This is a genomic window from Terrimicrobium sacchariphilum (assembly GCF_001613545.1).
In the GTDB taxonomy this organism is placed as follows: domain Bacteria; phylum Verrucomicrobiota; class Verrucomicrobiia; order Chthoniobacterales; family Terrimicrobiaceae; genus Terrimicrobium; species Terrimicrobium sacchariphilum.
Map to the genome: position 1 here is coordinate 727,691 of NZ_BDCO01000003.1, position 24,291 is coordinate 751,981.

Sequence of the window (24,291 nt, forward strand, 5' to 3'; positions counted from 1 at the left end):
GATCGTAAGATATTACAGGTATTTCATGGCGGGCTCCATGTTCAAGACCGCTCGATCTGTATTAGATTTCACCCAGCATTTTTGAGACATATGCCCTCCCGTCGCCTTCCGGCCATAGCTTCGTCCAAGAAAGGAACTCAACCGCTGTTTCCTTTTCACCATCGCAATATTCTCCAGACGGCAATGCCGCTGGGTGGCATCGGCGCAGGCTGTATCTGCTTCAACGGATATGGAGGATTGCAGGATTTTTCGATCCGCAATCGCCCCTCCACGACTGCGCTTCCCGATGAGAACAGGGAGGACGATGCTGGTTTTGCGCTTTTGCACATCAAGGGAGATAAGCCCGTCACCCGGCTGGTCGAAGGACCCTTTCCGCCAGGGAAAATCTACGACCAGGGCTTGCAGGGGCGGGGCTGCCGACATGGAGGATACGAGGGATTGCCGAGGTTTCGGCAGAGCCGTTTTGAGAGCGGGTATCCGTTTGCGCAAGTAACCTTGTCGGATAGAGACATGCCCGTTGAGGTCAGGGTGACGGGTTGGAGTCCATTCGTGCCGCTGGATGAGATCGCTTCCAGCGTGCCTGCGGCCATGATCGAATATTCCATCCGGAATACATCCCGGAAGGCTGTCGAATGTGAGTTTTCGTTTCATCTTGCTCACCCGGCGGTCGGCGCATCAACGAAAGATGAAGGGACCCGGTGTGCTGTGATTCCGGGAAAAGGCGTTCATTTTACCAACACCGAGCCTTCGGATAGCGAGACCTTTGGCGAGGGGAGCCTGACCGTGATCGGACCCAAACCGCGTATCAAGGCCACCTGGATACGGGGCGGCTTTTTCGACGGAGTTTCCGCATTGTGGCGGGAGGTCGAAACGGGGAAATTCCAGCCCAACGATGGCACGGAGGACGCGGGGAGAGGGGGGCGTAACGGTGGCTCCGTGGAAGTCAAGGTGAGGCTGCGTCCCGGGGAAAAGGCGGAAATCCCGGTAATCATCACCTGGTATTTTCCCAACAGCAACTTGACCTTCGAGCAGGTCGGATATCCGGTGGGCGAGAGTCCGCGTTGGCGCACCTATTACTCCTCACTCTGGCGGGACGCGCGTGATGTCGTGGATTATCTCCACGAACATTATGAGGAACTGCGTCGAAGGACGGTGGCTTTTCAGAATGCGCTGCTTAGTTCCTCCCTGCCGCCCTATGTGCTGGATGCTGTCTCGGCCAACCTGGCCATTATCAAATCCCCGACCGTGCTCCGGCAGGCCAGCGGCAATCTTTGGGCCTGGGAGGGGAGCGCCACCATGGAGGGAAGCTGCCACGGGAGCTGTACACATGTCTGGAACTACGCCCAGGCGTTTCCACATTTGTTTCCCGCCATCGAGCGCACCTTGCGCGAGCAGGAACTGGAGCGGTCCATTGATGAGCGAGGACACGTGAATTTTCGCGCCGCATTGCCAGACGGCCCTAATCCGCACACCTGGTATGCCGCAGCCGACGGGCAGCTTGGCGGCATCATGAAGCTCTATCGCGACTGGCAGATCAGCGGAGACACTGCGTGGTTGCGACGACTATACCCGCTCGCTCTCCGCAGCATCGAATATTGCATCAACCAATGGGATCCCGACCGCATCGGCGCTGTGGTGGAGCCGCATCATAATACCTACGACATCGAGTTCTGGGGCGCTGATGGAATGTGCACGACAATCTATGCGGGCGCTCTGTCCGCCATGAGTGAAATCTGTGCCGCGCTCGGGGATTCAGCCGGGGCGGAAAAGTACCGCGATCTCGCTTCGCGCAGTGCACGTTACCTGAAGGGAAAGCTCTTCAACGGCGAGTACTTCGAGCAGAAGGTGCAGTACCGCGGACTGCGCGACACGTCGTTCCTGGAGAAAATCGCCGGACGCCTCAAGGCGGAAGAGTCGGATTCCAAGCTCCGTCTGATGAAAAAGGAGGGACCACTCTACCAATACGGAAAGGGATGTCTTTCCGATGGCGTAATTGGTGCGTGGATGGCGCAGATTTACGGAATATCCACGCCTCTCGACGATGAGCTTGTTCGCAAGAGCCTGTACTCCATCCATCGGTACAATTTTCGTAAAGACTTATCCGACCATGCGAACTGCCAGCGGCCGGGATATGCCATCGGGAGCGAATCGGGTTTGCTGCTTTGCTCGTGGCCGCGGGGCGGGAAACCCACCCTTCCATTTATTTACAGTGATGAGGTGTGGACCGGCATCGAGTATCAGGTGGCGTCCCACCTTATCGAGTGCGGTTTGGTACGTGAAGGGCTCCAGATCGTGAAGGCCGTGCGCAGCCGCTACGACGGTGCGGTGCGCAATCCCTGGAATGAATACGAGTGCGGCAACTACTACGCCCGGGCTCTCGCCAGCTTTGCCCTGCTCGGCTCGCTATCCGGATTCCGGTACTCGGCGGTGACAAAAACACTTTGGTTTGCTCCGAAGATTTCGAAACAGTCATTCCAGACATTCTTCTCCACCGCCTCCGGATACGGAATCATCAGTTTGGACCGGGGACGTCTCACTGTGCGCCTGATCGAAGGAACTCTTTCGCTGCGAAGCCTGGTTTTGGGAGATGGTAATACAATCTCTCTCGAAGCCGAGGTTGCGCCCGGGCGTCCCGTGACGATTTCCCTTTTAAAGAAAAATCCCAAGAAACCATGAACTTGTTCACTCAATCCCTCGGCAGCCTCTCCTTTCTGAGCAAAGCGCAAACCCGGTCCATCTCGCCGGAGAATGTCTATGGAGAAAAAGGACGCGGCGGCATGGCGGAGGTTTCGGCGATTCCTCAGCCGGAGGTGGAGAGAATCGGCCAGCACTGGGTTGAAAACTATCCCGATGCGCGCGATCTCGGGCGCGGGTGGAAGGTGCGGCCTCGCATCATTCTCCCGGCGGGAAGCGTCACGACCATCATGGATGTCGATGGGCCGGGGCAGATTCAGCAAATCTGGATGACGCTGGCCGGTTCATGGCGGTGGAACATCCTGCGCATTTACTGGGATGGGTCCGAACATCCCTCGGTCGAGTGTCCGGTGGGCGATTTCTTTGCCTGCGGGTGGGGAAAGTACGCGCCGCTGGTGTCGCAGCCGGTCTGTGTGAATCCCGGCAGCGCCTTCAACTGCTACTGGCCGATGCCCTTTCGCAAACACTGTCGCATCACGATCGAGAATCTGGCCGATGACGCGGCGACGCTCTATTACCAGATCAACTACACGCTGGAGGAGATCGCGGAGACGGCGGCGTATTTTCATGCGCAATTTCGCCGCGTGAATCCACTGCCCTACAAGGAGGTCTACACCATCCTCGATGGCGTGGAGGGGTGGGGGCACTACGTCGGCACCTACATGGCCTGGGGCGTGAACAACTCGGGCTGGTGGGGCGAGGGGGAGATCAAGTTTTACCTCGATGGTGACCGGGAGTTTCCCACCATCTGCGGCACGGGCACGGAGGATTATTTCTGTGGCTCGTACAACTTTGAGAACAAGGAGACCCGGCAATACGAGGAGTACACCACGCCGTACGCGGGGCTGTCGCAGGTGATCCGGCCCGATGGCGTGTACAATTCCCAGACCCGCTTCGGCATGTATCGCTGGCACATCATGGACCCGGTGCGGTTTCACAAAGACCTGCGTGTCACCATTCAGGCGCTCGGCTGGCGGAGTGGCGGGCGGTACCTTCCGCTGCAGGATGACATCGCCTCGGTGGCCTATTGGTACCAGACGCACCCGGGAGCGAAGTTTCCTCCGCTGCCTGCGCGGGAATATCTCGAGGTGATCTAGAGTGCGGCGGCCATTTCGGCCAGCTTGGCGACGGTATTGATGTTGCGCGCGGTGCCGGTTTTCTCGGCGGGAAGCCGGAGCCGTGATGTTCCCATGCCGTCGGGGTAAAAGATGAACAACTCGCGTTTCCCGAGAGCGAGTTGCTCCGTTTTCTGTCCCGTCACGCCAGCCGCCGGATCGCTGGGCAGGGGTGCATCGGTGAAAAGGACTGCTACGCGATTGCCGGGTTCATTGGAGAAGGGATTCCGCTTCAGGATGTCTGCCATTTCGGAGGCAGTGCGGATGCAGACCTGTACGGGCTTGCCCATGTGGGTTAGCAGGCGCTCCTCCAATGCGGAGCGGACGGCTTTTTCACCCGAGGGGCTGCGAAAGATCACGTTGCCGCTGGCGATGTAGGTGCGGACGTCCTGAAAACCCGCCTCCTCGCAAAGCGCCTTTAGCTCCGTCATAGGCAGCTTGCCGGTTCCTCCCACATTCACGGCGCGGAGCAGGGCGACATAGGTGGGCATGAGGATTTCCTTTAGGGCGGAAAATGGCGGCTGGCGACATCTTTTCGGCGACGGTTTTCTCCTGCTCGGACAAGCAATGTCCGACCCCTGCGGGTGTAGTGAAAAGCGTCTTTATGGAACTTGCGCGGACGGCCCGGGAACCTACAGTTGAGGTGATGGATGCGGCAAAGGTTCCGGCCCGCTCGCTGGGAGCTGACATGCCGTCCTTTGGGCAAGAGGGTGAAAGTTGTAACCCATTGTCCGACAAGATTATCCGTTTTGAGCAATTGCGCGGCATGCTGGCGGAGAAGTTTCCCGCCGCAACGCACGGCCTCCAGGCTCCGAAGCCGGTCGAACGAGCCGCCATCCCGACGGGAATTTTGACTGAAATCACCGGTCCCTCGGGAGGCGTCGGGCTGCTCATGCTGGACGCCCTTATCGCGCCTTCGGCCTTTGCGGCAGTGGTGGATACGAGCGACAGCTTTGACCCCTCCGATGTGCCGGAGGATTTTCTTTCCCGTCTGCTCTGGGTGCGCTGCGAAAAGCTGACCGGGGCGATTCAGGCGGTGGACCTTCTTTTGCGCGATGGCAACCTGCCCATGGTGCTGCTCGACCTGCGCATGGTCGCGGCGAAGGAACTGCGCTCGGTGCCCGCGAGCACGTGGCACCGGTTTCAGCGCCTGCTGGAGCAACAGGGAAGCGCCCTGGGCATCTGCACGGCGCGACCCTGCATCCCGGCGGCGCGTTTGCGCGTGCATGCGCGGAGCCAGTGGACCCTGCGCGATCTCCTGCGTCCGCGGGAAGAGTTGATGGCCGAGTTGCTCTCCGAATCCCAATATCGCGGTGTCGCCGCCCCGGGTGAGCGAGCGCTGCACATCGCCTGACGCGCGCCATGTATGCCGCCGTCCATCTGCCGACGTTCCATCTCCAGGCTGCGCTACGCTGGCGGGAGGAGCTATGGGCCGTTCCTGCTGCGGTGGTCGACACGCAGGACGGCTGCATCTGCGAGCGCAACCTGCCTGCTGCCGCACGGGATATCTCGGCGGGCATGCCCGTGGCGCTCGCCCTCGCGCGCTGTGCGGAACTGAAGGTTTTCTCCATCTTTCCAGCCAAGGAAGCGGCTCTTTCCGTCCTGCTGCAGGATATCGCGCTGTCGCATTCTCCGTTCGTCGAGGCCACGCAGCCGGATATCGTGGTGCTGGACTGGCGTGGCGTGCTGCACCAGATCGATTGGCACACGCAGGGCGACCATTTACTGAAGGACCTGCAGGCGGCGGGGTTGAAAGCCACGGTGGGCGTCGCTCCCACGCCAGATGTCGCCATCCTCGCCGCGCGCGAGACGGATGCGGTGAGCGTGGTGCGCGATCGGGGAGAATATCTCGGCCCGCTGCCGCTTTCGCATCTCACCTCGGATGCCCGCATGCTTGCAGTGCTGGAGGATTGGGGCATCCATACGATCGGGCAGTTCCTGCGCCTGCCCAAGGCCGATGTGATCGCCCGCCTCGGCGCGGGAGCGGAGGAAATGTGGCGCGTGGCCAATGGCCGCACGCAGCGCCCGCTGAAACTCGTCGCACCGCCTGAGGTTTACCGCGAGGCGTTTGACTTTGAGCATGTGGTGGAAACCACCGCCCCCCTGTTGTTTTTGCTCCGGCGCTTCGTCGACCAGCTCTCGGCCCGTCTGCAGGTCCGCTACGTGGTGGCCTCGCAGATGATCCTGCGGTTGCCCCTGGATGATGGCGAGACCTACGAGCGCGTCTTTTCCATTCCGGAGCCGACCTCGGAGGCCGATGTGATGTTTCGCACGCTGGAAACGCACCTTGACCAATTGACTCTTCCTCAGCAGCCGGTCGGACTCAGTCTCGAGATCGAGGCGGTGGAGCCGACGCGGCAGCAGTTTGGCCTTTTCGGCACGCGGCTGCGCGATCCGAACCGCTTCGGACACACGCTGGCGCGTATCGGCGCCCTGGTCGGGGTGAGAGAGGTCGGCTTCCCCGTTCCTCAGGATACACACAAGCCCGACAGCTACCAGCTTGCGCCCCGCGTGGCCTGGAACGCGGAGGAGACCGGGGAGTCGAACCGCGAATGGCTCGGCCTGCCGCTGCAACGCTGCCGTCCGGCCATTGCTGCGACCGTGGAGACAAAAAACTCCTGTCCAGTTCGTATTGCCTCTTCTTTGGCGGATGGGCGCATCACCGAGGCGCTGGGACCGTACCGGCTCTCCGGGCATTGGTGGGATCCGGCGGCCTGGCAGCAGGAGGAGTGGGACATCGCGCTTGGCGACGGGCTATACCGCATCGTGCGCCGGGATGGTCAATGGTGGGTGGAGGGCTGCTATGAGCGGGTATGTTGAGCTGCACGCCCGCAGCGCGCTGAGTTTTCTGCGCGGAGCGTCGCGTCCAGAGGAACTGAGTGCGCAGGCGGCCGCGTTGAAGCTGCCCGCCATGGCGCTCTGCGACCGGGACGGGCTCTACGGCGCGGCGCGGCATCATGTGGCGGCCAGAGATACAGGCATCGAGCCATTGATCGGCGCGGAGTTGACCATGGAGGATGGCTGCATCCTGCCCGTGCTCGTGGCGACGCGGAATGGGTATCGCAACCTGAGCCGCCTCATTACGGAGGCGAAGCTGCGCGGAACGAAAACAGAATGCGCCGTGCGCTGGGACGAACTGCCCGCCTATGCCTCGGGGCTGCTGGCCCTCACGGGTGAGAGCGACGGCCTCCTCCAACATCGCGCGGCGAAAGCCTCGGAGGCTCGCTTGGAGAAGGCGCTCGCGGCCTTTGGGCAGGATAATGTTTATGTGGAGGTCCAGCGCCATCTGCTGCGGGGCGAGGAACGGAGGCAGCAGTATCTGGAGGCGGTCGCCGCTCGATGCCGTCTGCCCATCGTGGCGACGAATGGCGTGATGTACCATGAGCCTGCCCGCCGGGGCGTTCAGGATGTCTTTACCTGTATCCGTCATCACACCTCGCTGTCCAAGGCCGGGCGGTTGCTCTCAGCCAATGGCGAACGGTTTCTCAAGGCCCCGGAAGAAATGCGGCGACTTTTCGCCGATCACCCGGAGTATCTGGAGAATACGCTGCGCGTGGCCGAACGGCTGGAGTTTCGCCTTAACGATCTCGGATATGAATTTCCCAAATACCCGGTGCCGGAGGGCGAGACGATGGAGGCGTTTTTGCGACGAACCACGATGGAGGGCGCGCGGCGGCAATATGGCTCGGGACTTTCCGAGAAGGTGCGGCGTCAGCTCGAGTTTGAGCTCGATCTGATCTGCCGGCTGGGCTTTGCCGGGTATTTCCTCATCGTCTGGGATCTGGTGAACTATTGTCGCGAGCACGACATCCTCGTGCAGGGCCGGGGAAGCGCGGCCAATAGCGCCGTCTGCTACAGCCTGGGCATCACGGTGTGCGATCCGGTGGGGGCGAATCTTCTCTTCGAGCGCTTCCTGAGCGAGGGGCGTACGTCGTGGCCGGATATCGACCTCGACCTGCCGAGCGGCACCCGGCGGGAGCAGGTCATTCAGGAGGTCTATCAGCGCTATGGCAAGCATGGTGCGGCCATGACGGCCAATGTCATCACCTATCGCGGGCGGAGCGCCATGCGCGAGATCGGCAAGGCGCTGGAGTTTTCCGAGAGCACGCTGAAGCGCTTTTCCAGTCTCTTCGCCAATGGCGATTTCCCGCATACGCTCGACCTTGAGTCGCAGCTCGAGCGCTCCGGCGTGGGACGCAACAATCCGCATGCTCGCACCGCAGCGCTGCTTTACGAGCAAATGAAAGGCCTGCCGCGCCATCTCGGCCAGCACTCGGGCGGCATGATCATCTGCCAGGGGGCGCTCAGCTCCGTAGTGCCCCTGGAAAATGCCTCGATGCCGGGCCGCGTCGTCGCACAGTGGGACAAGGACGACTGCGAGGACATGGGCATCATCAAGGTCGATCTTCTCGGTTTGGGCATGATGTCGGCCATGCAGGACACACTGGCGATTTGCTCGGAGCGAAACAGGCCGGTCGACCTGGCTCATCTCCCGAAGGATGATCCCGCGGTGTATGACCTGCTCCAGCGGGCGGATACGATCGGCACTTTCCAGGTCGAGAGCCGTGCGCAGATGGCAACGCTGCCCCGGCTGAAGCCCGAGAACTTTTACGACATCGTGGTGCAGGTGGCGATCATCCGGCCCGGACCGATCCAAGGCAACATGGTGAACCCTTTCCTGGCTCGCAAAGCCGGGGAGGAAGAAGTGACCTATATCGACCCCAAGCTCAAGCCGGTGCTGAAGCGCACTCTCGGCGTTCCTTTGTTCCAGGAACAACTGCTCAAGATCGCAATGGTGATGGCTGACTTCAGTGGCAGCGAGGCGGAGGAATTGCGGCGAGCCCTGTCCTTCCATCGCAGCCAGGAACGCATGGACAAGGTCTGCGTGAAGCTGCGCACTGCCATGGAATGCAAGGGCGTGAAGCCCGACGTGCGGGATCAGCTCATTCAAGCGGTCCAGTCCTTCGCCGTCTACGGGTTTCCGGAGAGCCACGCCATCAGCTTTGCCACCATCGCCTATGCGAGCTGCTGGCTGAAGGTCCACCGCGCACCGGAGTTTTACTGCGGCCTGCTTAACAACATGCCCATGGGATTTTACAGCGAGAATACGCTCCTGCAGGATGCGCGGCAGCGCGGGGTGCGCGTGCGGCCCATCTCTGTGCTGGAGTCGGGCTGGCTTTGCCGCGTCGATGAGGATGGTGCGTTGCGCCTCGGGCTGTGCATGGTGCGGGGCGTGCCTGCGGAAACCGGTCAGCGCATAGCGGACGAGAATGCGCGAGCGCGCTTCACCTCCCTGAAAGATCTGCGCGCCCGGGCTCACCCCGGTACGCCTGCCTTGCGTGTTCTGGCCCGTATCGGCGCGCTGAATGGACTCGTGGCCCATCGACGCGATGGACTTTGGAAGATTGAAATTCCCTTTTCTCCGGACGAACTTCCGCTCTTTGAGGAGGCGGAAAGCTCGCCGCTTGAGGCGATGAGCCCGGAGGAACGGCTGACCATGGACTTTGCCGACACCCGGGTGACCACCGGACCGCACCCGATGCGATTGCTCCGGGATCAGGTGCCGGATGCGGTGCCTGCGACCGATCTGCCGGTCTGTCCTGCCAACGAGGAGGTCGAGATCGCCGGCATGGTCATCTGCCGCCAGCGGCCGGGAACGGGCAAAGGGGTGGTCTTTGTCAGCCTGGAGGACGAAACCGGAATAGCCAATGCCATCCTGCACGCCACGTTTTTTGAGAAAAACCGGCTGGTGGTGACTCAGGAGCGGTTTTTACGCATTCGCGGAAAGCTGCAGCGCCACAAGGGAGTCATTCATGTCCTCGCCTCCGCTGTCGAAAAGCTCGTGGCCCGCCCCCCGGAGGTGGCCGCATCCTCTCACGATTTTCACTAGGGCCGTTTACGCGATCACCTGTCCTTGCCGACGTCGCGGCACTTTTGGTCCAGCAGGGCGCAGATGGCCCTTACTGTAACCGGGTCCATGACGGGGCGCTTGTTCAGGCCGTCGAAGATCTGGCCCAGTTCGCGTCCACTCACGACCTGCAGGTCGCTTTTTCCCGTGCGCTTTACGAACCAGCCGGGCAGGGCGAGGACGGGCCGAAACGAGCATACCGTTTGCAGGCTTTTTGACAGCCATTGGGAAAGGTGCTGTGAGCGCTCCCGTGCGTCCCGGATGCCAAAGTCCTCACGCCCCCAGGGATACTCCAGGGCGGTACCGTCGAAGACGACGATATTTGGCGAATGATCGTGGGGTTTCAGCACCCGTTTTCGACGTGTCTTGGTCTCAATGGCAAACAGTCCGCCGGGACCCACGACCACGTGGTCCACATTAAAGGTCTTCTGCCCGGGATGCTCGTCAAATTCCACGTCATGGAAAACACTCCAGCCATCGGCGAGGAGAGAGTTGAGTTCCTCACCCACAGCCCGTTCACCGAGAAAGCCGAGGTTGTAATCGCGGAGCAGACAAAGTCTATGCCAGAGACGATGCGAAAAGAAGAGAAAGGGAGGGAGAGAGATGGCGAGGGTGACTCCGCCGGTGACAGGATGTTTGAAGACGGTCCAGAGTCCGAAGCCGACTACCATCGAGCAGATAAGCAGGATCAATGCATCGGTCATGAGCTTTTCGCTCAGATCGTCGATCCTCAGGCGCAGAGACTCGCCCGGCGGACGAAGTAAATGCTGGCTGAATGGCGTTTTGAATCGTCTTCGGTACTCGAAGATCAGCAAAAACATAACGCCGAAGACGCCGAGGAGCGGCGTCAATCCGGCAAAAAACAGAAGGGCAGCCTGCATCGCAGCGGTATGGTAAATTTCAAAAAGATGTACCAGAGTGGAGTATCCGGGTTTCCTTCGCCGTTGATGGAACGAGGGGCGGAAGGGAGCCTGTGGGAGCCTGATCAACTGGTTCCCTAGGGTTTGTACGTAATCTTTTGACGACGTTGTGAGAGGGAGGTTCCCTGGTCGATTTCTACAAAAAAGCGCCAGGTCGGAAAGAAACGCTTTCGAACCTGGCGCGACTGTTACCGACGGAGCCGGTTTATGACAGAAAGGAAACGTGGCGCCGCGTAAGCCTCTGTACAAGGAACAGGAGACCAAGTCCCGCCAGCGCGAGAGTCACGGAGCCGGGTTCGGGAACCACGCTTAAGCTGAGAACCCCTGTATTTTCAGCGAAGGTCCAGGTATTGTTTCCGCTGCTCATCGTCCATACATTGGCATTCTCCGTGAAGCCATTGACGGTGAATGTGCTGCCAAAGGTCTCGTCCAGGGTTCCGGTCGTGACGATGGTCCAGCTGTTACCGTCGGCAATGGCGGCGCTGGTCAGATCAAAAGTGAAATCACCGTTCAAAGCCAGGGTGCCGGTACCATTGATCTGATTGCTCACGCCGTTGGATCCGATGGCGAATGTCATCCCGGCATTGTCGGCGAGAACGAGCGTGCCGCTGCTTACCACGGTATTTCCCGTGTAGGTGTTGACTCCTCCGAGGATCCATTTGCCCGTGCCGGTCTTGGCCAGCGAGGTGGCTCCTCCGTTGTCACCGATGACGACCGAGAGCGAGTTGTCGCCTGCGCTGGATCCGGTCAGCGTGAGCGTGCGCTCGCCGCTCTGGCCATTGTATCCGATCGCACTTGTTCCGCTAAATGTCACTGCGCCGCTTCCCGATGCGTCCAAAGTGCCGCCATTCGCGCCTACGCTGAAGAGACGATCGGTGCTGATCGCTGCTCCCGTGTAACGAAGCGTGCCGCCATTGAGGATCAAGTTGCTGGCTAAACTCGAGGCAGCGCCGATACTGCTGTTGGCACCGCCGTTGGCGAGAGTCGAGATGCTCAGGATGCCGCCATTGATCGTGGTCGCGCCGGAGTATGTCGAGGCGGTATTTGACAAGGTCAGGGTGCTGGTGCCGGACTTGGTCAACGCAAGGATCTGGGTGGCCGAATTGCCGTTGTTCAGATTTCCGCTATACGATGTGCTGGAGGAACCGTTGACTGTTAGCGTGCTCGTCGAGTTGTTTGTGAGATTTCTGATCACATTGGACGAGTTTGTGCCTGCCAGAGATGCGACAGTGAGGTTCTTCCCGCCCATGAGGATGTTCCCACCAGCCATCGTCAATGCCGTGTCAGTAGGGAGGGCATTATCGACACCGATCCGCAGGTTGCCAGCCGTGACCCTCGTTGCTCCGGTATAGGTATTGGCCGCTCCCAGCGTAAGGTTGTAGTTCGCCGCAAATGAAACGCTTTCGTTACCGGTGAGGACGGAATTGATGATGGCATTGGAGCTGGCATTTGTACTGTTCTTAACGGTAACGCCTGAGCCTCCATTCGAGAATGTGACCGCGCCTCCATTCAAGGTGACGGTGGATGTGCCGCCATTCTGAAAATCCAGGCCGCCGCTTGTCACTCCTCCTCCCTGCACGGAGACCGTATAGCTTCCTGTGGAAACGGCATCTTTGAATACAGCGGTGTTGCCAGCCCCCGGCCAGGTGCTATCGACTCCCGCGCTCAACCACTGGGAATTTGTCGTATCCCAGGTTCCTGTGCCTCCTACGCCTGACTGATTGCCGCTCGGGTCCCACGTCAGAGATATCGCCGGGGAGTTGGTCAGCGACAGACCGAGCAGGCTGAAGGCTACACATGCCGAGCGGTAGATGGCCGGGGAGGAGGCAAAGGGGGATTTCATAGGATGGGGGAAAACACGTGTTCTCCCGAAGCATCCCGTTGCAAAGATCTCGATTCAATGGAGATAATGGTCAAACTGTTGAATCAATGACTCTACTCCAAGGTGTTTTGAGATTTCCAAAATCTCCTACGGGAAGAGGAGTTCAGCCTGCTTTCTGAAGGTCCGAAACTTGTACTCCCAAGGGTGGGAGCCACCTTGATCTGTGGTTAAGTGGGCGACGGTAGTCCCGGGACCCTATAATGAAAAACGTTCTAGCGGAGGGCGAAGGAAAGACCGGCTGCGTACGCCTCGAAGACGAGCTTGATCTCGTCCCGGACACGCCGGAATTCCTTCAGGATATCTTCATCAGTTCCGGTGGCATGCGCCGGGTCGTCGAATCCCCAGTGATAACGATGCACCTGACCCGGAAACATCGGGCAGGCCTGGTCGGCATTGCCGCAAACGGTGATCACTGTGTCGATTTTCGTCTGCAAAAACTCGTCCATGTGCTTCGAGCGGTGAGCGGAAATGTCGATGCCGATTTCCTGCATGACCTGGATGGCCTTGGGATGGACGTAGCCGGCAGGCTTTGAGCCAGCGCTCTGGACATTGACGAGGTGACCGGCGGCATGATGGAGAATGCCTTCGGCGAGGTGACTGCGGCAGGAGTTGCCGGTGCAGAGGATGAGGACCGTGGGTTTCATGAGAGGGTGGGTTTGCTCTGGTACCAATCGCGGCTTTGGACGCAGATGCGGCAGACGGAGAGCATGACCGGCACCTCGACGAGCACGCCGACGATGGTGGCCAGCGCGGCGGGGCTGGTCGGGCCGAAGAGCGTGATCGCGACCGCAACGGCGAGTTCAAAGAAGTTGCTTGCACCGATGAGAGCGCCGGGTGTGGCGACATTGTGACGCACGCCAAAGAGCCGCATCAGGCCGTAGGTGAGGCCGGAGTTGAAGTAGACCTGGATGGTGATGGGAATGGCGAGGAGGATGACGGCCAGCCAGTTCGAAAGAAGATTGTCGGCCTGGAAAGCAAAGATGAGCGTGAGCGTGGCAAGCAGGGCGAGGATGGCGACCGGGCGAAATTTTGGCAGGAATGCGCCCTCGAACCACGCCGAACCCTTTGCCTTGATCAGCGCGAAACGGCTGAGCCAGCCCGCCGCCAGCGGCACGACGATAAAGACGATCACCGATGTGATGAGGACCTCCGCCGGGATATGGACTCCGCTCACCCCGGCGAGGATCATGACGATCGGAGCGAAGGCGAAGACCATGATCAGGTCGTTGATGGCGACCTGAGCCAGCGTGTATGCGCCGTCCCCATCGGTGAGATAACTCCAGACGAAGACCATGGCCGTGCAGGGCGCTGCGGCGAGGATGATGAGGCCTGCCACGTAGTTGGCCGCCGTGGTGGGTTCGATCCAGCCGAGGACGGAGGAAAAAAGTCCCTGGATGAAAATCCAGCCCAGCGCAGCCATGCTGAGCGGTTTGATGATCCAGTTGACGAACAAGGTGACGAGGAGTCCCCTCGGTTTCTGAAAGACGCCATGAATCCCGCCGAAGTCGATCTTCAGCATCATGGGAAAGATCATGAGCCAGATCAGGATGGCGATGGCGATGTTGACGTGGGAGCCCTGGCCAAACTCCCATCGGCTGACAGCGGCGGTGACACCGGGCAGGAACTTGCCGATCGTCACTCCGGCGACCATGCAGACGAGCACCCAGGCGGAGAGATAGCGCTCGAAGAAATCGAGGCGCTTGGCGACGTTGGTGGTCATCGTGTGTGGCTTAGCAGCAGCCGGTCCCTCCGCAGCACTCGCTGCTCGCCTTGGCCAGCGGTTGATCGCCGATCATGACTCGACGGATCGCTTCGCCCGTCTCGGGGTGCCGGGTCAGGGCGGGGGCCGCTTCTTCCTGCTTGATCTCGTAATGCTTCGGAGTTTCGCAGCAGCCAGAGGGGAGGGTTTCGTAGATGTAGGTTTTCATGAAAGGGAAGGGGGACGAGGTTGCAAAAAGGGAGGCCAGCGCTGCCGAGCCGATAGGCTCCTCGGCCTGCCAGGTGATCATGGCAGAGCGCTTCGCAAGCGAGGTTACCTCAGCGAGGTAAGGCCCTTCATTGATTGCACGGTGTCTTAGCACGGGGTCGTTGGAGCCGAGTGACGTAAGGCACTGGTTGACGACCCAGCCAAAAGGCTCGATGCCTGCGCGGCGGAGATCGTCTTGGAGTTGAGCCGCTTCATGGACCGGGGTGGCCTCGGGCAGGGTGACCAGGATCACCCGGGTGAAATCGGGATCTCTCAGGCGCGGTAGCAGGGTGCGGACATCCTCCGGAATCGTGTCGCGCGACTGTCGGCCGAGTTCGCGATGATAGGCCTCGGTCGTATCGAGCAGCAGCAGGGTATGCCCGGTCGGGGCGGTATCCAGGATGACAAATCCATCGCTGGCTGCCGCCACCGTACGCGCGAACGCTCGAAACACGGCGATTTCCTCTGTGCACGGCGAGCGCAGATCCTCGGCCAGCAGGGCCCGGCTCTCTGCATCGAGCTGGGCTCCCTGGGTTTCCATGACCTGCGCGACATAGGCGCTCGTTTCCTCCTGCGGGTCGATGCGGCTGACGGCGAGGCCCTGGGAGTTTCCCTGCAGGGTATCCAGCAGGTGCGCCGCCGGGTCGGTGGTGGATAGGTGCACGGCATGGCCCCGGCTCACAAGCTCCATGGCAATGGCGGCTGCAAGGGTGGTTTTGCCTACTCCTCCCTTGCCCATCGTCATGATGATGCCACGACCAGCTTGTTCCAGCTCGGAAAGAAAGTCGCCGATATTCTCAAAGAGGGGCATCGCGATGACTGGTGCCTCGGGAGCCGCTTTCAGATCCGAAGCAGTTCCTGTGATGGCGCGCAAGGCATTGAGTCCAATGAGATTTGTCGGCCGGAGAGGTATGTGGCAGACAGGCAACTGGTTCAGGAAATCCGCGAAATGGGCGAGCGCACGTTTTCCTCGAGCCTCCATCGCCGTCGCGATGCGATCTCCGTCCACGCTGGAGGTGAACAGGCCATTCAGGACGAGGCGTTGATTGGAGACTCCGAGAGCGAGCAATTCCTCGTGTGTTCTCCGGGCTTCGCGCAGGGGAGCCATTTCCGCTCGGCTGACAAGAATGACGCTCGCAAGTGCGGGGTTGGTCAGAGCCTTGAGCGCGCCTTCGTAGACTGAGCGCTGCTGGTCGAGTCCGGCGAGCGGACCGAGACATGAGGTTCCCGAAGTGTTGGTCTGAAAGAATCCCGTCCAAGCCTTGGGCAGGGTCAGCAGACGCAACGTGTGTCCGGTCGGCGCGGTGTCAAAGATGACATGATCGTATCCCATCGTCGATGTGGGCTCGCCGAGGAAACGGGAAAACTCGTCAAAAGCGGCAATCTCCATCGTGCATGCGCCGGAGAGCTGCTCCTCCATGTTTTCCAGGGCGGCGTCGGGCAGAATGCCGCGCATAGGGCCGATGATCTTCTCGCGGTATTGCCGGGCGGCCTCCTGGGGATCGATGTTCAGCGCGAACAAGCCAGGCACCCGCGGAATCTGCCGCGGCTCGTGGGAAAGCGGCGTCTCCAGGACCTCGTCGAGATTCGAGGCCGGATCTGTGCTGACCAACAGTACCCGCCTTCCGGCGTCAGCGAGAGAAATCGCCGTGGCACAGGCGAGTGATGTCTTTCCTACTCCGCCCTTGCCGGTGAAAAACAGGAACCGAGTGGCCGAGGACAGGAAATCCGAGAAATCCACGCTCATGGCAGCCGGGCCTTTTCCGCTGTGAGCCATGCCTGCCGGGTGGCTTCATCAGGATAGGCGCCCTTGAAGGCGATCTCTCCATCGACAAAGACCAGTGGCAGCACGGTGATGCCCTCTTTCTGAAGGAGATCTTTTACCTGCCCATTCTGGGCAAAGGCAATCGGCTGCTGGGCGAGATTGTAGCGCTCCACGCGCACTCCGCAGTCCTTGAGCTGATGCAGCCATCCCGCCACGGCGGCCAGCACCGGATCGACATCCGGGCCGCAGACGCCTGTGGAACAGCACATTGCCGGGTCGTAAACTTGAAGGGATTTCATATCGTTGCAACGGATTGATCGAGGTCAAGAGCCTCCCTTGCGCCAATGTCTTTCATTGCTGCTTCAAGACGGAGCGAATCGAGCTTTTCAAACGGCAGGGAGGCGAGAAGCTCCAGACGGCGTCGGATCTGCTGGGCAACCTGCCAGAAAGCGCGCTCTTTCTCGGTATCGCCGCCCTCAAACTCCGCCGGGTCGGGGGACGGCCAGTGAGCGATGATCGGCTGGCCCGGCCATACCGGGCAGGATTCCTTTGCGTTGTCGCAAAGGGTGATGACGAAATCGAAGCGTTTTCCCTGATACTCGCTCCACGATTTGCTGCGAGCCTCGGAGACATCGATCTTGTAATGGTCGCGCAGGACTTGCAGCGCCAACCGGTGCGGAGCGGGTTTGGGGCTGGCTCCAGCGCTGAAGACATCGAATCTATCGGGCGCGATTTTGCGGAGCAAAAACTCTGCGAGGATGCTGCGGGCGGAGTTTCCCGTGCAGAGAAAGAGGATTTGGAATTTGGTGGACATAGTGTTAGCAGCAGGACTTTGGGCCGCAGTATTCTTTCCAGTCGGAGCACTTCTGGATTCTTGAGAGGCGGGTGAGATCCTCGTGGAACATCTTGTCGGATGCCGTGCAATCCTGCAGGCATTTCAGGTTGGCCTCGAGTTCCCGGGTCGGTCTTTCTGGTAAAGAGTAGATGATCCAGGTGCCTTTGCGGGTAGTCTCCACCATCTCATGCTTGCGCAGGTAGGCGAGATGCTGGGAGACCTTTGCCTGCGGGATGTCAAGGATCTGTTGAAAGTGACACACGCACAACGGACCATGTGTCAGCAAGTTAACGATGCGCAGCCGGGTACGGTCGCAGAGGCATTGGTAGATCTGAATGAGATCCATGGCAGGAGTATATTCGCCTTTTCATATATTTGGCAACGCGAATATATCGGGTGCTCGATCGTTGGAAAATTGGCCCTTCAAGGGGCGTTCTGGGGAGAGATGCTGGTGGATCGGAAATTCAATGATGGAGTTTGACAGCGGGTCTCTCCGGGCGGAGTCTGCTCCCGCCGAAACGCCAGCAGTTGTCGGTCGGCCGAAACATTTTGAAGATTCCCATTACAAAGCCTTCTGTTCTATTGGCTCGAGGGGGCTTTTTTTTTCCGGCCTTCCTGCGTTTTCTTGGTGCGGCTGAAGCCTGCCTTGTCCCCGAGTGGAAGCATAATACCATCTGGCGGATACATCTCCGTCCTACGTCTTGCCCGAAAGTCAGAGACCACCATTTATGATTTTAGTCACACCCTGTCGCTCCGCTGCTGATCGAACACTCTTTGAGCTCATCCCCGAGATGCTGCATGGATCGGACGCAGCCTTTGTTCCGCCCGTGCCGGGAAGCATCGCAAAGTTCCTGAAGCCCGACAGCCTTTTCAACCGGCAGGATGGCTCTATCACGGGATTCATCGCACGTCGTGACGGAAAGCCTGTTGGCCGTATCGCTGCGATCCAGAATCGCTCGCACAATGCCTATTGGAACGATCGGGTGGGCTTTTTTGGCTTCTTTGCCTGCGAGAACAATGTGGAAACCGCGCAGGCGCTCTTCGCTCATGTCGAGGAAACTCTCGCGAAGCTGGAATGCGACTCGGTTCGCGGTCCCTACAATCCCTCGATCAATGAGGAATGTGGTCTTCTCACCGAGGGCCACCATGAGCCGCCGAGCATCTCGATGCCTTGGAATCCTCCCTACTACCCAGCGTTGATGGAGAGTGTTTCCCAGGAGATCGTGCGGAATCTTTTTGGATTCCATCTGCCGCTCCATATCGGCATCCCGTCGCGCATTGAGAAGATGGCCGGGCGCATCCGGGAACGATCGAAAAACGTGAATATCCGGTCCTTTGACATGAAGCGCCTGGATGAGGAGCTGCGGCTGGCTCACCGCCTGTACAATGTGACCCTGGATCGCAACTGGGGGTTCGTTCCGATTTCTCTGGATGACCTGCTCGCCTCCGCCGACGACCTGAAGGCCTTTGCCGATCCCGATTTCCTTGTCTTTGCCGAGGTCGATGGCGAGGCGGTGGGTTTCATGCTCACACTGCCAAATTTCAATGAACTCCTCATGCGCACAAAGCGCATCCCCCGGTGGCTGCGTCTGCCCGCCATCCTGTGGCTCATGAAAACGTACAAGATCCAGACCGTTCGCCAGGTAATCCTCGGTGTCGCTCCCGAGCATCGAGATACCGGGCTGGTCGGGCTCCTCTGCCATGACATGGTCCGGCGTACGCAGAAGACGGCTCACTCTGCCGAGCTTTCGTGGATCGAGGCCAATAATGCCACGGTCATCAAGCTCATCAAGCTCATGGGAGCGACGCATTCCAAGTCCTACGCCATCTACGAAAAACCGATCACACGGGTGGCCTGATCACAGGCGGAAACGAGGCTTGTTTTTCCTCTTCCCGAGGGACGGAAGAAAACGGGTAGGGGGAATTCTCCAGAAAAAGGTTGCGCATCCGGGAAAGTGGGCGACCCTGTCAGGCGAGTAAATTGTTCACGTTCGTTGCGCGGTAGTTGTCAGGTGGGAAGCCCCAGTGATGATCGAAACCCGGTTCTCGGGAACGGCTATGAGATTTGTCAGTCGAGCTCCCAAGAAATCATCATTATGAAACTCTACGTCGGAAATATTTCCTTCCAGACTACCCGCAGCGATCTTCAGGGCCTCTTCGCGCCGCACGGGAGCGTCATGGACGCTCTGGTCGTCACGGATAAAATGTCCAGCCGCTCGCGTGGCTTTGGCTTTGTCACGATGTCCAGCTCGGAGGAGGGAACGAGCGCCATCAATGCGCTGCATGGTGCCCAGGTCGATGGGCGTCAGCTCACCGTCAATGCAGCTCGTCCCCGTGAGGAGGTTTTCTCAGGAACTCGTTCCGAGCGGCCCACGGTGCACCGTCGTTACTAGCCGGAGGCTTCTCCTTCACTCGCTGGGTAGGAGCAACCGCCCGGCGCGGTGGAACTAGGTGCGGCACGATCCGGGGGCTTCCTCATTTGCAGTCGGAGAAGAGAAAAGATTTGATTCCTGACGGGGGCTTTGCCTAGGAATCGGCAGGATGTCTGTGGATCCCGCTCCCATCGAGGAGGTGTCGCATCTGGCGCTTTCAGTCGGCCGGATTCTTTTTCAAAATAACGCCGACACTGAAGCGGTGGAATGCGCCGTGGAACGGTTTGGGCGGTTGTTTGGCTGCGAGGTCCATCCGCTGGTTACTTACGAGACACTGCTCCTGACGGTAAGCTCGCACGAAGGTTTCCGGACGAAGACAGGACATCGCGTGCCGACCATGGCTGTGAATATGGCCGCGGTCGCGGCCGTGGAGGCCCTGCTGGATGAGGCGGAGGCAAAGGGACTGGGGTTGGCGGAGATTCGGTCGCGACTCGATGAGATCGAGCGGCAGCCGCCGATTTACAGGCGCTGGATGGTCGTGCTGGGGATGGCGCTCACAGCGGCGAGCCTGAGCCGTTTATTCGGGGGCGACTGGCCGACTTTTTTCGTGGCGTTCTTTGCCGGAGTCGTGGGGACCGCGATCCGCCTGGAAATGGGCCGGCGCGGGGTGAATATTTTCCTGAACTCGCTGGTGACTGCCTTCGCCAGTGGAGCTGTGGCCGGAGTGGCTGTATATTTCAAACTCAGCTCAATGCCGGCGCTTTGCCTGATCACGCAGGGAATGATCCTCGTGCCCGGTGTACCGTTCGTAAATTGCGTCCAGGACATGATCAAGAATCACATGGCGATCGGCGTCTCCCGGCTGGGATTCGCAATCCTCATCACCCTGGCGATCGCCGTGGGGCTTTTTACGGCCACTGCCGTGACTGGTGCCCAGATCCCCGTGGTGGAAAGCTCTGTATTGCCTTCTCTCATGGGAGATGCGCTTTTCTCGGCTTGCGCGGCTCTTGGGTACCTGTGTCTTTTCAACGTGCCGTGGCGTCTGGCCTGGGTCGGCGTTGTCTGCGGAGTGGCGAGTCACACGACGCGGACTTTCTGTCTTCAGCACCATATCGACATTGTCGCCGGTTCGCTGATCGGCGCGCTGGCTGCCGGGTTTCTGGCGTTTTTCTTTGCCCGCGTCTTCCGTGCTCCAGCCAGTGCTTTTGCTTTCCCCGGGGTGGTGGCGATGATCCCGGGAGCTTATGCCTTTCGGGCGGTGATCGGTTTCCTGGGGATTATCAGCGCGGGCACGGGCGCTCCGATGGCTTTGCTTACGGAGACGATTGCGCTGAGCGCCACCTGTATCTTCATGGTGCTGGCCATAGCCATCGGAGTCGCTGCACCGGCTATCTTAATCAAGAACCCGCGGGCGAAAACTGCCTGACCCTATAAGAAAGCACCCTGAGCAAATAATCAGGGAGAATCCTTGTGAAATCGCTGGGATTCGCTCCGTGAGTGTGATTTGATCTCTCCAGTTTCGCGTCCCCCCGCTTTCAAAACTAAGGTCAATTTATGGCTGATATCCGCAAAGAAACCGACAGCCTCGGAGAGGTCGACGTACCGGCCGATAAACTCTGGGGAGCCCAGACACAGCGCTCGCTCGAGCATTTCAGCATCGGCAAGGATCTGATCCCGCGGGAGATGATCACGGCATATGCGATCCTGAAGAAAGCGGCCGCCACTGCGAACCATGCCGACAAGCGCCTGCCCGACGAGCAGTATGGACTGATCGTGAAAGTGTGCGACGAAATCCTCGCCGGCCAGCATCACGACATGTTCCCTCTCCATGTCTGGATGACGGGCAGCGGCACGCAGTTCAACATGAACGTCAACGAGGTGATCTCGAATCGGTGCTGCCAGCTGGCCGGAACGGCCCTCGGAAGCAAGACGCCGGTCCACCCGAATGACCATGTGAACATGGCGCAGTCGTCCAATGACTCGTTTCCCTCCGCGATGTATATCGCCGCAGCGGTCAATACGACCTCGAGGTTGATCCCTTCCGTAACCTCATTGCGCGACGCCATATCGGCCAAGGCCGAAGAGTGGAAAGACATTGTCAAAATCGGGCGCACTCACATGCAGGACGCCACGCCGTTGACCCTCGGGCAGGAGTGGTCGGGCTATGCCGGGATGCTGACCGATGGACTTGCCCGCATCGAGGATGCGCTGAAGGGCGTCTATCAGCTTGCCCTCGGCGGCACGGCGGTCGGCACGGGGATCAACTCTGCCCCGGGGTTTGCGGAGGAAGCGGCAGCGGCGATTGCGAAGCTCACCGGGCTGCCCTTTGTCACCGCGCCGAACAAATTCACGGTGCAGGGTGCGCATGATGCACTGGTGCAGCTTTCCGGCACTTTGCGCACGCTGGGGGTCTCTCTTTACAAGATCGGCAACGACATCCGGCTCATGTCCTGCGGCCCGCGTGCGGGATTTGCCGAGCTCAAGATTCCGGAGAACGAGCCGGGATCATCGATCATGCCTGGCAAGGTGAATCCCACCCAGGCCGAGGCGCTCACAATGATCGGAGTGCAGGTCATGGCCAACGATGTGGCGGTCGGTTTCGGAGGTGCCAGCGGATATCTGGAGATGAACGTCTACAAGCCGCTCATCATCTTTAATATCACTCACTCCATCACCCTGCTGACCGACGGGTGCGAAAACTTCCGCAAGTTTCTGGTCGAGGGCACCAAACCGAATCTCAAGAAGATCCAGGAGTATGTGGATCGGTCTCTCATGCTCGTCACGGCACTTGCTCCAGTCATCGGCTATGACAAGGCCTCGAAGATCGCCCATTACGCGATGGATAACGATCTCACCCTCAAGGAGGCCGCACTGAAGCTGGCCTACGTTACTGAGGAGGAGTTTGACCGGGTGGTCGACCCGGCCAAGATGACGCAACCTTACGTGGCAAAAGCTTAAAATCGAAATATGACAACATCCCCCACACCGACCGAGCAAACCGACGTCCTTCTGGTCGGCGCTGGCATCATGAGCGCCACCCTGGCAGTCTTCCTCAAGGAACTCGAGCCCGGGCTGAAGATCGATATCCATGAGGTGCTAGGTTCCGAGGCACAGGAAAGCTCAAACGCCTGGAACAACGCAGGCACGGGGCATGCCGCGCTTTGCGAGTTGAATTACACCCCGGAGCAGCCTGATGGCAGCGTGGATATTTCCAAGGCGCTGGACGTCAATACGCAGTTTGACCTTTCGCGGCAGTTCTGGGCGTACCTGACAAAGAAGGGCGCAATCAAGGACCCGCAGGCATTCATTCACCCCGTTCCGCACATGAGTTTTGTACGCGGTGAGGAGAATGTAAAATTCCTCAAGAAGCGTTTTGATGCCCTCACGGCGCACCATTGCTATCACGGGATGGAGTTCAGTGATGACAAGGCAAAGATCGCCGAGTGGATTCCACTCGTCATGGAAGGCCGGGATCCCAACGAGGTCGTGGCCGCGACGCGGATGGTCATCGGCAACGACGTGGACTACGGGGCGTTAACGACCGTTCTCCTGGATTCGCTCAAGGGACGGCCGGGCTTCTCGATCAATTTCTTCAGCCGGGTGCAGGATTTGGAACGCGACGGTGACGGGTGGAATGTCAAGATCCGCGACGAAAAGACCGGACTGCACAAGTATGTGCACGCAAAGTTTGTCTTCCTCGGTGCAGGTGGCGGATCGCTGCATCTCCTGCAACGCTCTGGTATTCCCGAGGGCAGGGGGTATGCGGGATTTCCGGTAAGCGGCATCTGGCTGCGCTGCGATAATGAGGAGCTGGCCGGACGGCATGATGCCAAGGTTTACGGCAAGGCCTCTGTGGGATCGCCGCCGATGTCGGTGCCTCACCTCGACAAACGTCACATCGAAGGCAAGACGGCGCTTCTTTTCGGACCTTACGCGGGCTTTTCGTCCAAATTCCTCAAGCATGGTTCCTATCTGGACCTCTTCGGCTCCATCGATCCTGAAAACCTCCTGCCGATGCTGGCGGTGGGCCGTGATAACGTGGCGCTCACCGAGTACCTCATCGGGCAGGTGATCGAGAGCATGGAGGCTCGTTTTGCCCTGCTTCGGGAATTTTATCCAGAGGTGAATGAGAAGGATTGGCGCCTGGAAGAGGCGGGTCAGCGCGTGCAAATCATCAAGAAGGATCCCGTGCACGGCGGGGTGCTGCAGTTTGGCACGGAGCTCGTCGGTGCAGCGGATCACTCGATCATTGCAATGCTGGGCGCATCGCCCGGGGCCTCCACCGCAGCGGCGATCATGATTCATGTGATCGAGAAATGCTTTGGCGACAAACTGAAAAATGGCGGCTGGGAGGCAAGGCTGAAGGAGATCATTCCTTCTTATGGGCAATCCCTGATCGACGACGCCGAGCTTTGCAAGAAGGTGCGAGCGGAAACCGCCACCGTCCTCAACCTCAACCAACAGCCCTAATGATCAAGGCCTATAAACTTTTCACCGGTCCGGATGGAAACTCCCACGTCGAGACGGGGAGTATCAGCCCGGGGTTTTTGATTGGAGCGGAGTCGATCGAATTCAAGGAATCACCGGTGCACGCATCCTTCGACTGGCACAACGACCCGACTCCCCAGTATGTCATCACCCTGGCGGGAGTGCTCGAGTTTACCTGCCTGGGTGGCGAGACCTTTACGTTGCACCCTGGTGACGTCCTGCTGGCGATCGATCATACAGGCACCGGCCATAAATGGCGTCTGTTGACGGATGATCCCTGGAAGCGGGCATACGTCATTTTCAAGGAAGGCGTGGACACGCACTTCGTTCCCGATCCCGCCTAGAT

20 protein-coding genes are annotated in these 24,291 nt (G+C 59.6%); 11 read left to right on the top strand and 9 right to left on the bottom strand.

Going from position 1 to position 24,291, the window contains the following annotated elements; translation table 11 throughout:
- Nucleotides 1-90 precede the first annotated feature (90 nt).
- Nucleotides 91-2,676: a GH116 family glycosyl hydrolase gene (locus tag TSACC_RS20820; RefSeq protein WP_169809733.1), complete on the top strand. Its 2,586-nt coding sequence runs from the start codon at nucleotides 91-93 to the stop codon at nucleotides 2,674-2,676.
- The gene (locus TSACC_RS20825) at nucleotides 2,673-3,791 is read left to right on the top strand and encodes a glycoside hydrolase family 172 protein (protein WP_075081364.1); all 1,119 of its coding nucleotides are present in this window, start codon (nucleotides 2,673-2,675) and stop codon (nucleotides 3,789-3,791) included. Before TSACC_RS20820 ends, TSACC_RS20825 begins: the two co-directional genes overlap by 4 nt.
- Here the strand turns inward: TSACC_RS20825 and TSACC_RS20830 are convergent.
- Nucleotides 3,788-4,300: a DUF1697 domain-containing protein gene (locus TSACC_RS20830; RefSeq protein ID WP_075081365.1), complete on the bottom strand. Its 513-nt coding sequence runs from the start codon at nucleotides 4,298-4,300 to the stop codon at nucleotides 3,788-3,790. The two genes, TSACC_RS20825 and TSACC_RS20830, sit on opposite strands and share 4 nt — an antisense overlap.
- 236 nt (nucleotides 4,301-4,536) lie before the next feature.
- On the opposite strand from TSACC_RS20830, the gene TSACC_RS20835 reads away from it, so the two are divergent.
- The 3 genes from TSACC_RS20835 to TSACC_RS20845 are packed head-to-tail and all read left to right on the top strand — an operon-like array spanning nucleotide 4,537 to nucleotide 9,699.
- Nucleotides 4,537-5,163: a hypothetical protein gene (locus tag TSACC_RS20835; RefSeq protein WP_153811567.1), complete on the top strand. Its 627-nt coding sequence runs from the start codon at nucleotides 4,537-4,539 to the stop codon at nucleotides 5,161-5,163.
- 8 nt (nucleotides 5,164-5,171) lie between these two features.
- The gene (locus TSACC_RS20840) at nucleotides 5,172-6,629 is read left to right on the top strand and encodes a DNA polymerase Y family protein (RefSeq protein WP_075081367.1); all 1,458 of its coding nucleotides are present in this window, start codon (nucleotides 5,172-5,174) and stop codon (nucleotides 6,627-6,629) included.
- A complete protein-coding gene (locus TSACC_RS20845) occupies nucleotides 6,613-9,699 on the top strand; it encodes a DNA polymerase III subunit alpha (protein WP_075081368.1) in 3,087 nt (1,028 codons plus the stop codon). The genes TSACC_RS20840 and TSACC_RS20845 overlap by 17 nt, the downstream gene beginning before the upstream one ends.
- Before the next feature lie 14 nt (nucleotides 9,700-9,713).
- Here TSACC_RS20845 and TSACC_RS20850 read toward each other — a convergent pair whose 3' ends face one another.
- The 8 genes from TSACC_RS20850 to TSACC_RS20885 all read right to left on the bottom strand — a co-directional run bounded on the left by TSACC_RS20850 (nucleotide 9,714) and on the right by TSACC_RS20885 (nucleotide 17,431).
- Nucleotides 9,714-10,598, bottom strand: coding sequence for a nuclease-related domain-containing protein (locus tag TSACC_RS20850; protein WP_075081369.1), 885 nt, complete (start codon nucleotides 10,596-10,598; stop codon nucleotides 9,714-9,716).
- A 244-nt stretch (nucleotides 10,599-10,842) separates the two neighbouring features.
- On the bottom strand, nucleotides 10,843-12,480 hold the full coding sequence (locus tag TSACC_RS20855) for a beta strand repeat-containing protein (RefSeq protein WP_075081370.1): 1,638 nt from the start codon (nucleotides 12,478-12,480) through the stop codon (nucleotides 10,843-10,845).
- A 251-nt stretch (nucleotides 12,481-12,731) separates the two neighbouring features.
- The gene (locus tag TSACC_RS20860; protein WP_075081371.1) at nucleotides 12,732-13,163 is read right to left on the bottom strand and encodes an arsenate reductase ArsC; all 432 of its coding nucleotides are present in this window, start codon (nucleotides 13,161-13,163) and stop codon (nucleotides 12,732-12,734) included.
- The gene (gene arsB / locus TSACC_RS20865) at nucleotides 13,160-14,239 is read right to left on the bottom strand and encodes an ACR3 family arsenite efflux transporter (protein ID WP_075081372.1); all 1,080 of its coding nucleotides are present in this window, start codon (nucleotides 14,237-14,239) and stop codon (nucleotides 13,160-13,162) included. Before arsB ends, TSACC_RS20860 begins: the two co-directional genes overlap by 4 nt.
- Before the next feature lie 10 nt (nucleotides 14,240-14,249).
- The gene (gene arsA, locus TSACC_RS20870; protein WP_075081373.1) at nucleotides 14,250-16,232 is read right to left on the bottom strand and encodes an arsenical pump-driving ATPase; all 1,983 of its coding nucleotides are present in this window, start codon (nucleotides 16,230-16,232) and stop codon (nucleotides 14,250-14,252) included.
- Nucleotides 16,229-16,549 (bottom strand): arsenite efflux transporter metallochaperone ArsD, encoded by a 321-nt coding sequence (gene arsD / locus TSACC_RS20875; protein WP_075081374.1) that lies wholly within the window; start codon nucleotides 16,547-16,549, stop codon nucleotides 16,229-16,231. The genes arsA and arsD overlap by 4 nt, the downstream gene beginning before the upstream one ends.
- Nucleotides 16,546-17,064 carry an arsenate reductase ArsC gene (locus TSACC_RS20880; protein ID WP_075081375.1) on the bottom strand — a complete coding sequence of 173 codons (519 nt, stop codon included), beginning with the start codon at nucleotides 17,062-17,064 and terminating at the stop codon, nucleotides 16,546-16,548. The genes arsD and TSACC_RS20880 overlap by 4 nt, the downstream gene beginning before the upstream one ends.
- A 4-nt stretch (nucleotides 17,065-17,068) precedes the next feature.
- Nucleotides 17,069-17,431: an ArsR/SmtB family transcription factor gene (locus tag TSACC_RS20885; protein WP_075081376.1), complete on the bottom strand. Its 363-nt coding sequence runs from the start codon at nucleotides 17,429-17,431 to the stop codon at nucleotides 17,069-17,071.
- 382 nt (nucleotides 17,432-17,813) lie between these two features.
- Here TSACC_RS20885 and TSACC_RS20890 point away from each other — a divergent pair, with 382 nt between their 5' ends.
- From TSACC_RS20890 to TSACC_RS20915, 6 genes are all read left to right on the top strand, one after another.
- On the top strand, nucleotides 17,814-18,944 hold the full coding sequence (locus TSACC_RS20890) for a hypothetical protein (protein WP_075081377.1): 1,131 nt from the start codon (nucleotides 17,814-17,816) through the stop codon (nucleotides 18,942-18,944).
- A 237-nt stretch (nucleotides 18,945-19,181) separates the two neighbouring features.
- Nucleotides 19,182-19,478, top strand: coding sequence for an RNA recognition motif domain-containing protein (locus tag TSACC_RS20895; RefSeq protein ID WP_075081378.1), 297 nt, complete (start codon nucleotides 19,182-19,184; stop codon nucleotides 19,476-19,478).
- Nucleotides 19,479-19,626: 148 nt separating this feature from the next.
- Complete coding sequence (locus TSACC_RS20900) at nucleotides 19,627-20,883, top strand: threonine/serine exporter family protein (protein ID WP_075081379.1); 1,257 nt, start codon at nucleotides 19,627-19,629, stop codon at nucleotides 20,881-20,883.
- A 128-nt stretch (nucleotides 20,884-21,011) separates the two neighbouring features.
- Nucleotides 21,012-22,415, top strand: a complete 1,404-nt coding sequence (gene fumC, locus TSACC_RS20905) for a class II fumarate hydratase (RefSeq protein WP_075081380.1) — start codon at nucleotides 21,012-21,014, stop codon at nucleotides 22,413-22,415.
- Nucleotides 22,416-22,424: 9 nt separating this feature from the next.
- Nucleotides 22,425-23,927 (top strand): malate dehydrogenase (quinone), encoded by a 1,503-nt coding sequence (gene mqo / locus TSACC_RS20910; protein WP_075081381.1) that lies wholly within the window; start codon nucleotides 22,425-22,427, stop codon nucleotides 23,925-23,927.
- Complete coding sequence (locus tag TSACC_RS20915; RefSeq protein WP_075081382.1) at nucleotides 23,927-24,289, top strand: cupin domain-containing protein; 363 nt, start codon at nucleotides 23,927-23,929, stop codon at nucleotides 24,287-24,289. Before mqo ends, TSACC_RS20915 begins: the two co-directional genes overlap by 1 nt.
- The last annotated feature ends 2 nt before the right edge of the window (nucleotides 24,290-24,291 follow it).

Excerpts from the sequence above, each read along its gene's own strand:
- TSACC_RS20850 (WP_075081369.1), bottom strand. The coding sequence starts at position 10,598 with ATGCAGGCTGCCCTTCTGTTTTTTGCCGGATTGACGCCGCTCCTCGGC.
- TSACC_RS20895 (WP_075081378.1), top strand. The coding sequence starts at position 19,182 with ATGAAACTCTACGTCGGAAATATTTCCTTCCAGACTACCCGCAGCGAT.
- TSACC_RS20825 (WP_075081364.1), top strand. The coding sequence starts at position 2,673 with ATGAACTTGTTCACTCAATCCCTCGGCAGCCTCTCCTTTCTGAGCAAA.
- mqo (WP_075081381.1), top strand. The coding sequence starts at position 22,425 with ATGACAACATCCCCCACACCGACCGAGCAAACCGACGTCCTTCTGGTC.
- fumC (WP_075081380.1), top strand. The coding sequence starts at position 21,012 with ATGGCTGATATCCGCAAAGAAACCGACAGCCTCGGAGAGGTCGACGTA.
- TSACC_RS20900 (WP_075081379.1), top strand. The coding sequence starts at position 19,627 with ATGTCTGTGGATCCCGCTCCCATCGAGGAGGTGTCGCATCTGGCGCTT.
- TSACC_RS20845 (WP_075081368.1), top strand. The coding sequence starts at position 6,613 with ATGAGCGGGTATGTTGAGCTGCACGCCCGCAGCGCGCTGAGTTTTCTG.
- arsB (WP_075081372.1), bottom strand. The coding sequence starts at position 14,239 with ATGACCACCAACGTCGCCAAGCGCCTCGATTTCTTCGAGCGCTATCTC.
- TSACC_RS20855 (WP_075081370.1), bottom strand. The coding sequence starts at position 12,480 with ATGAAATCCCCCTTTGCCTCCTCCCCGGCCATCTACCGCTCGGCATGT.
- arsA (WP_075081373.1), bottom strand. The coding sequence starts at position 16,232 with ATGAGCGTGGATTTCTCGGATTTCCTGTCCTCGGCCACTCGGTTCCTG.
- TSACC_RS20880 (WP_075081375.1), bottom strand. The coding sequence starts at position 17,064 with ATGTCCACCAAATTCCAAATCCTCTTTCTCTGCACGGGAAACTCCGCC.
- TSACC_RS20830 (WP_075081365.1), bottom strand. The coding sequence starts at position 4,300 with ATGCCCACCTATGTCGCCCTGCTCCGCGCCGTGAATGTGGGAGGAACC.
- TSACC_RS20890 (WP_075081377.1), top strand. The coding sequence starts at position 17,814 with ATGATTTTAGTCACACCCTGTCGCTCCGCTGCTGATCGAACACTCTTT.
- TSACC_RS20860 (WP_075081371.1), bottom strand. The coding sequence starts at position 13,163 with ATGAAACCCACGGTCCTCATCCTCTGCACCGGCAACTCCTGCCGCAGT.
- TSACC_RS20915 (WP_075081382.1), top strand. The coding sequence starts at position 23,927 with ATGATCAAGGCCTATAAACTTTTCACCGGTCCGGATGGAAACTCCCAC.
- TSACC_RS20820 (WP_169809733.1), top strand. The coding sequence starts at position 91 with ATGCCCTCCCGTCGCCTTCCGGCCATAGCTTCGTCCAAGAAAGGAACT.
- TSACC_RS20885 (WP_075081376.1), bottom strand. The coding sequence starts at position 17,431 with ATGGATCTCATTCAGATCTACCAATGCCTCTGCGACCGTACCCGGCTG.
- arsD (WP_075081374.1), bottom strand. The coding sequence starts at position 16,549 with ATGAAATCCCTTCAAGTTTACGACCCGGCAATGTGCTGTTCCACAGGC.
- TSACC_RS20840 (WP_075081367.1), top strand. The coding sequence starts at position 5,172 with ATGTATGCCGCCGTCCATCTGCCGACGTTCCATCTCCAGGCTGCGCTA.